Below are 7,418 nucleotides of genomic sequence, written 5' to 3' on the forward strand. Positions count from 1 at the left end.
TTGCTTTAGTATTCTTTGGTTTACAACTTTTCAAATTTATGAAAGTCCGTTAATTTACGTGTTGGTCTATTATGATACGAAATTTTAATTTAGGAAGTGGCTTATAATGGCAAGATCAAGAATAACAAAAAAAGTTATATTAAAATTATTTTATAAATATTCCAGGCCCTTAACCCTTAAGGATATTTACAAAAAACTATCTCCTTCAAGAAAAGAAAAGACCAAAATTCAGCAAATTTTGGCCAGCTTGGAAAAAGATGGAGAAATAATTCCAATTAGACATGGAAGGGCATATGGTTTGGTTAAGAGGATGGAACTTGTTAAAGGTGAGATTGAGCTACATTCAGATGGTTATGGCTTTTTGATCCCTGATGATAAGAGGAGAAAGGATGTATATATCTCAAAGGAAAATTTAAAGGATGCATGGCATAAAGATAAGGTGGTTGTGGCTTTGCTTCCAGACTCAAGGGGTAAAAGCCCAGAAGGCAGGGTAGTTAGGGTTATTAAAAAAAGCATTGAAGATATTCCAGCACATCTTATTAGAAAACTCTCTGAAAATATCTTTTTAGCCCGCCCATGTGATACAAAGCTGCCTTTTGATTTTATAGTAGATATTAGCGAGGTAAAGGATAATTTTGTTGATACAAATCAGGTGGCCCTAATCAGACCAACTGAATTTTATGAAAAAAATGTATTTTTTGCAAAAGCTATCAAGATTCTTGGAAGAGCAGATAAAATTTCTGTGCAAGAAGAAATTGTAAAGATCTTTCATTCAATCCCACGGGAATTCACCCAAGAGGCCTTATTTGAGGCTGAAAAGATTAATTTAAAAATAACTGAAAAAGATCTGGCTGAAAGAAAAGATTTAAGACATTTGGATTTTGTTACAATTGATGGAAAAAATGCCAGGGATTTTGACGATGCAATCTTTGTAGACCAGGTTGGTAGTGGATTTAAGCTATATGTGGCTATTGCTGATGTTACCCATTATGTGAAAAGGGGTTCACCCCTTGATTTAGAAGCCAGAGAAAGGGGAAATTCTTATTATTTTCCAACTTCTGTTGAGCCAATGTTCCCTCCAAAACTCTCAAACTACATCTGTAGTCTTAATCCTGGAGAAGATAGATTGGCAATAGTTGTGGAAATGGATTTCAATAAAAAGGGTGAGATGAAAAGGGCCACATTTTATGGTGCTGTTATTAAAAGTAAAAAAAGGCTCACCTATTCCCAGGTCCAAGAGGCAATTATTGAAAAAGATGTAGATGAGAGAAAGAAAATTGGCCATAACATATGTAATATGTTGGATATAGCCAAAAATCTCGCAAAGCTACTTTATAAAAGAAAGTCAAATAGGGGTGCTATTGATTTTGACATACCTGAGCCTGAAGTAATATTTCAGGACCTTGATAAGGCTGAGCTTGGGAACTTTATAGTAAAACCCAAAAAAAGATATTTTTCACACCAAATTATTGAAGAATTTATGATTGCTGCAAATGAAGCTGTGGCAAACTTTTTGACAGAAATGGAACTTCCATGCATGTATAGGGTACATCCAGAACCTGATGAGGAAAAACTCGCTTCTCTTTTTGCCATACTTGAGACAACTGAGATCAGTAATAAAATCCCAGAAGAAATAGACAGCAAAACAATCCAAAAATTACTTGAGGATGTAAAAGGTAAGGATTTTGAGTTCCTGGTAAATAGACTTGTTTTAAGGTCCATGATGCAGGCTACTTATGATCCTAAAAATACAGGACATTTTGGACTTGCTTCAGATTGTTATTGCCATTTTACTTCACCAATCAGGAGATATGCCGATGTTATTGTGCACAGGATATTAAAGACTTATCTGGGATTAGAAAACTCACGACTTTTAAAGCCAAAAAAGATGAAAACCTTAGGAGAACACTTAAGTAAAAGGGAAAGAATAGCCCTTAATGCTGAAAGGGATATTTTAAAGAGGCTCACAGTGTTAATTATGAAAGATAGGATTGGAGATAGATTTACAGGTATTATATCATCTGTAATGGACTTTGGATTTTTTGTGGAAATAAAAGAAGCAATGGCAGAGGGATTGGTTAGATTATCTTCTCTTATAGATGATTATTACATCTATGACCATACATATCAAAGATTAGTGGGTAAAAGGAGTGGTAAAATTTATCAAATTGGAGATCAAGTAGATGTAAAAGTTGTAAATGTAAATCTGGATAAAATGGAGATAGATTTTGAACTCTGTAATGTTTCTCTGGAGGAAGAGATAAATGAATGATGTTTATTATTCAATCATAATACCAATAAAGGATGAAGAAGAAAATATAAGAGACCTCTACAATGAGATAAATATGGCAATGAATAGAATTGATAACGTATGGGAGTGTATATGGATTGATGATGGATCAGAGGATAAAAGTTTAGAGATATTAAAAGAATTATCTAAAAAAGATAAAAGACATAAATTTATTTCCTTTGAACAAAATATGGGACAGTCAGCTGCCTTATATGCTGGATTTAAATTTGCTCGTGGTAAGATTTTTTTGACAATTGACGGTGATGGACAAAACGATCCCAATGACTTTCTTCTTTTGCTTGATGTTATGAAACAAAAAAAAGTGGACTTTGTAACTGGTTATAGAAAAAATAGACAGGACTCTAATATAAAAAAGATTTCATCCAAAATAGGAAACTTTTTTAGGAACTTGATTACAGGAAAGACTGTAAAAGACGCAGGATGTGCAATTAAGGTGTTTAAGAGGGAATGTGTGGAGTTTTTGCCTCCTTTTAAGGGTATGCACCGTTTTTTGGCGAGCATAATACACTACCAGGGTTTTTCATGGGCAGAAGTCCCTATTACTCACCGTCCAAGAAAAAAAGGTACTAGTAAATACAATATATCCAATAGGTTATGGGTGGGAATTATGGATCTCATTGGCATTTGGTGGTTTAAAAAAAGAACATTTAGATATAAAATTTCTGAGATTTCCAATGAGCTTATAGATGTAAAGGATTTTTAAGACCATAGATGTTGGGGGTGAAATTGATGGTTTCAGACAAAATCTGGCTGGGGATAGGATTTTTTGCACAGGCATTATTTGCTTCAAGATTTATTGTTCAGTGGATTGCTTCAGAAAAGGCAAAAGAAAGTGTTGTTCCTGAGGCCTTTTGGTATATTAGCTTGTTGGGAGGAATTTTGCTTTTTTTATACGCAACCTGGAGACAGGACCCTGTATTTATGTTAGGTCAGGGAAGTGGTATTTTTATATATTCCAGAAACTTATATTTGATCCATAAAAAGAAAAAAAGAGAGAGTGCAAATTGAGACCTTTCTTTGAACTTCCAACTAAAAGTGTTTGGGGATTTTTGGCAATAGTATTTATATTTAGGCTTGCTTATATTTATATTGTTCCTCTTGAGCTTGTGCCAGATGAGGCCTATTATTGGGATTGGTCAAGACACCTTGATATTGGGTATTATAGCAAACCACCCATGATTGCCTGGTTAAATTATTTATCAACAAATCTATTTGGAATAAATGAATTTGGAGTCAGATTTTTTGCAGCATTACTTGGAACAGCCTCTGTTGGAATAGTATATATGCTGGCAAAGGAGATGTTTGATGAAACAGTCGCTATGATCTCATTTTTATTTTCCTTGCTAACTCCAGCAAATGCAGCACTTTCATTTGTCATGACCATAGACCCACCTTTAATCTTTTTTGGCACCTTATTTCTCCTTTTATTCTGGAAGGGACTAAATTTAAAGGGAAATGGACAAATTTTATCTTTTACCCTTGCAGGTATAAGTTTTGGACTGGCATTTTTAAGTAAACAAATGATGATTGTATATTTTATTTCTATAGCCCTTTTTCTTATTTATGAAAAAGAATATAGATCAAACATCTCTGCACCAGCAATTTTTTTGTTTTTGTTTTTTTCTTTCGCATTAATATCCCTCCCTATATATTGGAATTATAAACACAATTGGGTAACGTTTCAGGAGACTGTTCACCATATATCTTCAAATCCATCTATATTAAAAACCATTTCAACATTTTTTGAATATGTAGGCGGGCAGGTTTTAATTATTACACCAATATTTGCTGTTATTATTTATTTTTCAATATATAATGGCATCTTAAACTTTAAAAGACTTGATACAAAATCAAGATTTTTATTTTTCTTTGGACCTATTTATCTGGTGATTTTTTTGTTTTTAAGTTTAAAGCAAAGGGTAAATGCAAATTGGCCTGCACTTTTTTATCCTCCAGCAATTATATTCTCAGTTGCATGGTTTTTAAAAAACATCAAAGAAAAATATGTAACTAATTGGATAAATAGAGGACTTGTTGTTGCTTATGTCTTTGTATTTTTAACTTATATAACACCATTTATATTTACCATTGAAACAATAAGTGGAACCAAAATAGACCCAACAAAGCGGGGAAAGGGTTGGAAAAACTTAGCTATACAACTTAGCGATATCTATAAGCAACAGGGAAAAGATATTTTTATATTAGGCGAAAAAAGGGATATAATATCAGAGATGGCTTTTTATATGGATGAGCATCCAGTAATTTATAAGATTGATAGAACTCTAAATATTGTCAAAGATCAATATGAAGTCTGGGGCACTCATGGAATTAATATGACTGGAAAGGATTGTTTAATCCTGCGTAAAGGGAGTAGAACTGGAAAAGAGCTGATTAAAATGTTTGATAAAGTTATAAAAATAGCAGAGATAAAATCTAAGATTGGTAAAAATAGCTACAGGATTTATTCAGTATTTAAAGGCACAAATTATAAAGGGAGTTATTGAGCTTATGTTAAAACTCTTTCATACATCTGATATACATATTGGAGCTAGAAATAGATATCTGGGAGATAAATTATTTGATGAGCAAAAGAAATTTTTAAAAAGACTGTATAATAATGCAAGGGATGAGGATGTAAAATATATAGTAATTGCAGGGGATGTATTTGACTCAAATTATGTGGGGTCAAATTTAGTAGAAGAATTTTTTGAGATTATTGGATATTACAATGACATATATACAGTGATTATTCCTGGTGGTGGAAAGAGTCATAGACAAGAAGTAACTGGCCACGATGCATATACAATGGATTCTGTGTATCGCAGACCAGATGTTAGACAATATTTAAATAGAGAAAATATAATCTTTCTATCACCAGATTCACCATCAAAAGTGGTAGATAACATAGCATTTTATGGTGGTTTTTTTGAAATACCAAATGTTTCAAAATTAAATGCAGCCTTTCACATTGGAGTTGTGCATGGACCATTTAGTGATGTCCCAACACATGGCGAGATCTCAGTAGATGAGTTAGAAAGTATGTTTTTTGATTACATCTGTCTTGGTCACTACCACTCCTTTAAAAAATTTAACAAATGTGCTTATTCTGGATCTTTGGTACAATATGAATTTTCAAAGAAAAGGTTATCATCAAGCGGTTATATATGCGTTACAATTGGATCTGAACTAAATATTGATTATCGCATTTTCAAAGATGCTCCTGGGTTTTACAAAAAAGAGATATTAGATTTAGAGGATATTAAATGGATAGAAGATAGGATACAGAGGGGTGATTTTGTGGAAATTATTGGGTATGTTAAGGAACTAAAAACCCAGGTAGAAAATCTCTTAGAAAATCCTAATATTAAATTGAGTGATGGTGTTATTGAGTATGAAAGGGATGGAATTTACGGTATTATTGAAGATACCATTGATGAGATATTATCAATGGATATGGGTTTTGCAAAGGATTTAATTGATGATATTAAGGTCTTTATTCTAAAGAACATAAGGGGTAATTTAACAAAGCCAAAAATAGAAGAATTTTTAAAAAACAAGTATTTATCATGATAAAATTAAAGAGGATCCATTTAATTAATTATTTAGTTCATAAGGATTTTGTCCTTGAGTTTGAGTATCCCATTTATGAGTTAAAGGAACACAACGAGTTTGGTAAAAGTACAATACTGTCTGCAATTACAGATGTATTTTCTCTAAATCCAGCATCTCTAGTGGATAAATCAACAAAGGGTTCAAATAAAGAGCCAGTGATTGAACTGGATTTTGAGTTAAATAAAAATCCTTATACTATTATTTTAAATTCTCAGGATAATAGTGTGTTACTGAAAGGTAAAGATGGAACATATCTCAGCTCTCCAAATAGTATAAAAGCATTTTTTCAAGAACATGGATTTAATCTACTTTCTTATGTTGTAAAAAATTTGCTCCACTTGCAGGAGAGGGATCTTTCAATTAATGCAGATTCTGCTGAGTTTAGAAAATTTACAAAAGATATTTTAAATGTTGAAAAAATCAATCAATTGATTGGAATTACCGATAAAATACTTTTAAAAAATAAAGGATTTAAAGCTGGTGAATTTAAAAAGATACAAAATAAATTACTGGAAAAAGCAAAAAATTTACAAAAGGAGATTATCTTATTAGAACATGATTTTGAAAAATATTCAAAAAATTTAGAAAGATATAATAATTTAAGTAAAGAAATAGAGAAAATTACAAAAAAAATAAAAAATGATCAAAATACATTAGATGCAATAAAATTATTAATGGAATATAAGAGAAAACTAGATTATGAAGAGAAGCTTGACAAAAATTTAAAAGAAATAGATCAAATAAAAAATCAATTGCAAGAATTAGATACAAAAATTAAAAATCTCGAAAGTGAATATAAAGAAAAAGACAAATATTTACAATCTCTTTTGATTGTTCAGAAAAAAAAGGAAAATTTAGAACAAAAGAAAAAAGAGTTAAATAAATTGGAAAAATCAAAACAAGATATAAAAAAATATTGCATTGATTTGTCAAATAAAAATGAAGAGATAAAAAAAACAAGAGATGATTTATCATCAAAAATAAAAGAAACAGAGAATATGTTACAAGAGATAGATGATAAACGTACATCTTTACAAGATAAAATAAAAAGTTTTTCCATAAATAAAGAAAGACTATCGTTTATTTTACAAAATATAGCAAAATTAGAAAATGAAATAAAAAAAGCAGAAAATATTAAATCCCAACTAGACAATCTAAAGAGCCAGATAAAAGATTATCTAAATTATGACATTAATTTTCTAAAAAAATTGCTTACTGATGTAGAGGTATTTGAAGGTCTAATCAAAGGATCTAAAGGCACAATTCAAGTTGAAAAAGGATCTATTTATGTAAATGACAAATTATTAAATGAAGGCGATTTGTTTTTATTTGAAGGTGAGGCTGTTTTGGCCCATGATAAATTCTGTGCTACAGTTGTTACAAATGAGGAAATTTTAATCATAAAGTCTAGATTAGATCCTTTTTTTAAGGACTTTAAATCCAAGGAACATTTAAAAGACGTAATAAAAACATTAGAACAATATAAAAATATTGA

General features: G+C 30.9%; 6 protein-coding genes. All 6 read left to right on the forward strand.

The genetic code is table 11. The annotated features are described in order from the left end of the window. Positions 1 to 106 precede the first annotated feature (106 nt). Positions 107 to 2,272, forward strand: coding sequence for a ribonuclease R (gene rnr / locus ACY2V1_RS00190; protein ID WP_461832773.1), 2,166 nt, complete (start codon positions 107 to 109; stop codon positions 2,270 to 2,272). Further along, complete coding sequence (locus ACY2V1_RS00195; protein ID WP_461832774.1) at positions 2,265 to 3,014, forward strand: glycosyltransferase family 2 protein; 750 nt, start codon at positions 2,265 to 2,267, stop codon at positions 3,012 to 3,014. Before rnr ends, ACY2V1_RS00195 begins: the two co-directional genes overlap by 8 nt. A 26-nt stretch (positions 3,015 to 3,040) precedes the next feature. After that, entirely contained in the window at positions 3,041 to 3,319 is a 279-nt protein-coding gene (locus ACY2V1_RS00200; RefSeq protein ID WP_461832775.1) for a lipid-A-disaccharide synthase N-terminal domain-containing protein, read from the forward strand. Continuing rightward, entirely contained in the window at positions 3,316 to 4,815 is a 1,500-nt protein-coding gene (locus ACY2V1_RS00205) for an ArnT family glycosyltransferase (protein ID WP_461832776.1), read from the forward strand. Before ACY2V1_RS00200 ends, ACY2V1_RS00205 begins: the two co-directional genes overlap by 4 nt. Before the next feature lie 4 nt (positions 4,816 to 4,819). Continuing rightward, positions 4,820 to 5,881 (forward strand): metallophosphoesterase family protein, encoded by a 1,062-nt coding sequence (locus ACY2V1_RS00210; RefSeq protein WP_461832777.1) that lies wholly within the window; start codon positions 4,820 to 4,822, stop codon positions 5,879 to 5,881. Further along, on the forward strand, positions 5,878 to 7,418 hold a 1,541-nt coding region (locus ACY2V1_RS00215), incomplete at its 3' end, for a hypothetical protein (protein WP_461832778.1). The genes ACY2V1_RS00210 and ACY2V1_RS00215, both read left to right, overlap by 4 nt.

The sequence above is a fragment of the Desulfothermus sp. genome (assembly GCF_053993635.1).